Here is a 2323-nt window from a genome sequence, read left to right on the forward strand (position 1 = left end):
CCCAGAGTCGCGTGGAGCTATGGGGATTCGAACCCCAGACCTCCTCCATGCCATGGAGGCGCGCTACCAACTGCGCCATAGCCCCTGGTGTGCCGTGCGGCAACGGTTCGATTCTATCGGACGCGGAAGGGTGGGGTGAACATGCGGGGTGTCGGGCGGCCCACACGGCGCGTCACGGGAGCCCGCCCGGCCTCCGGCCGCCCGAAGCGCCCCGGGAAGCTGGGCGTGCGGGAGGGGCGGACTCCGCGTTCCGGGCATCATGGCACCATGAGCGACGAACGGAACCCGGTGGAGGTCCTGACCCGGTGGGAGGACCACGGCGCCGTGTGGCGCGTGGTGGACCGCTCCGCCTCGCGGGTGACGGTGGCCCTGTGCAGGTGCGACGGGGGCGAGGAGGTGGACCGCCTGGTCTCCGACGATCCGGACCTCCTCGCCTTCGTCGACGAACGGGTCAGGACTCCGCGATCTCCCTGATGTCGGAGACCGCCTCGGACGGCCCCGGGACGGCGGTCGGGCGGGGCGCGTCCGCGGGCGGGGCGGTCACCACCGCGCCTCGCCCGCCCCCAGGGCCCCCGCCGGCCGCGGCGCCGCGAGGACCACGCCCTCCACCTCCAGCGGCATTCGGAGCCGACGGGCCGGCCCCCACGACGTGTCCTCGACACCCGGGGCGAGGTCGCCGTCGCCCTCCGGATCGAGCGGGCCGGGGTCGCCCGTACCCCGGCGCCCGGCGAGGAGGAGGGCCGTACGAGCCAGGGACAGCCGGGCGAGGGAGCCCTGACCGGTGTCGACCCGCCGCCTCAGCCCCTCCAGGGCGGCGTAGGCCATCAGGCACCCGGTCCCGTGGTCCAGCGCCTGGACCGGCAGCGGCTTCGGAGCGTCCAGCCCTCCTTCGCGCATGGCGGCGTCGGCGATGCCGGTGCTCATCTGCACCAGGCTGTCGAAGCCGCGCCTCGTCCTCCAGGGACCGGTCCAGCCGTAGGCGTCGAGGCCGACCTCGACCAGTCCCGGGCGCACCCCGCGACGGACGTCCGCGCCGAGGCCCAACCGGTCGAGGGCGCCGGGTCGGTAGCCGTGCACGAGGACGTCGCACCGCCCCAGCAGTTCCAGCAGGCGCCCGCGCGGGCCCGCTTCGCGCAGGTCGAGCCGGGCGGACCTCTTGCCGAGCATGACCTCGGGGACCAGTCCGGGCTCGTCCCACCAGGGCGGGTCCACGCGCAGGACGTCGGCCCCGAGCAGCGCCAGGAACCTCGTCGCCACGGGGCCCGCCAGGACCCGGGTGAGGTCGAGGACGCGCACTCCCTCCAGCGGGCGCGCCCCGCCCGCGAGGGCCGGCGCCGTCTCGGACCTGTCGCCGTCCTCCCAGGCGATGAGCGGTTCGCAGGCCACGCTCCGGCCCTGCTCACCGGAGGCCCACGCGGCCGTCGATCGCATCACGGCCGCACAGCCCCCGGCCCCGACGAGACGGGACTCCAGCTCGACCCCGTCCCACTCGGCGACGGCCCGCCGCACCCGGTCCCGCCCGCCGGGGACGCCGAGGACCCGCAGGGCCGCCGCACGGTGGGCGGCGGCGTTGGTGTGGAGCCTGATCCACCCGTCGGAGGTCCGGTAGTCGCCCGCGACGTCGTCCCACGGGGAGGGGGGCCGCCATCCCGTGGGGCGGAGGGACCACGCGAACCACATCGAGGCCAGGCGCCGGTCGACGCGGACGTCCCGGCGGCGCCCGTCGCCCGCCGAGGCCAGGTCGGCGGCGGCGACACCGGCCGCGCCGACGGAAGCGGCGGCGAACTCCGTGACGGGAAAGACCGAGGGGAGTCCGCCCGTTCCCGTGAACGTCAGTCCCGCGCGCGGGGGACACCGGCCCGAATCCAGGATGTCCGTCGCCATGGCCCGGGCGGCGTCGTCCGCGACGTCGTGTCCACCGTCCATCGACCGCCCCTCTCTCCGGAAGGCTCACCACCGTACGGGAGGGGCTCCGGGGGCCGTGCCGGGCCCCGCCACGTCGGCGGAACCGTGGCCGGATGCGCGGTGGGGGGACGAGGTGCGTCGAGCAGGAACGTCTGCGGCGAACGCGGGATGCGGGGTCGCCCACAGCACATGCGCCGACGGGAGGCCCGCGGTCGGCGGCCCAGCGCCCCGGGGGCGCATCGGGCGGCGCGGGGCCGTCCGGGCGGAACGCCTTCGCCAAGCGGCCGGGCATCCCCGTCGACAGGCCCGGCACCGCCGCCCCGCCGATCAGCGCGGCCCCAACCACAGGGGGGGTGCCTCGGGGGGATCGGGGGGTCTCCAGACATGACGAAGACGACCCTGCGAGGAGGCCGAAGGC

2 protein-coding genes and 1 tRNA gene are annotated in these 2323 nt (G+C 76.4%); 1 reads left to right on the forward strand and 2 read right to left on the reverse strand.

Annotated features, from left to right (window positions below):
- Positions 1-12: 12 nt before the first annotated feature.
- Positions 13-85 (reverse strand) — tRNA-Ala (locus ACWGL3_RS32000).
- 182 nt (positions 86-267) lie between these two features.
- On the opposite strand from ACWGL3_RS32000, the gene ACWGL3_RS32005 reads away from it, so the two are divergent.
- Positions 268-474, forward strand: coding sequence for a hypothetical protein (locus ACWGL3_RS32005; protein ID WP_267948641.1), 207 nt, complete (start codon positions 268-270; stop codon positions 472-474).
- A 66-nt stretch (positions 475-540) separates the two neighbouring features.
- On the opposite strand, the gene ACWGL3_RS32010 is transcribed toward ACWGL3_RS32005, so the two are convergent.
- On the reverse strand, positions 541-1926 hold the full coding sequence (locus ACWGL3_RS32010; RefSeq protein WP_267948640.1) for a CoA transferase: 1386 nt from the start codon (positions 1924-1926) through the stop codon (positions 541-543).
- Positions 1927-2323: the final 397 nt, after the last annotated feature.

The organism is Nocardiopsis sp. NPDC055824 (assembly GCF_053616335.1).

What these genes read in the sequence shown, in the direction of transcription:
- ACWGL3_RS32005 (WP_267948641.1), top strand. Translation starts at nt 268, where the DNA reads ATGAGCGACGAACGGAACCCGGTGGAGGTCCTGACCCGGTGGGAGGAC.
- ACWGL3_RS32010 (WP_267948640.1), bottom strand. Translation starts at nt 1,926, where the DNA reads ATGGACGGTGGACACGACGTCGCGGACGACGCCGCCCGGGCCATGGCG.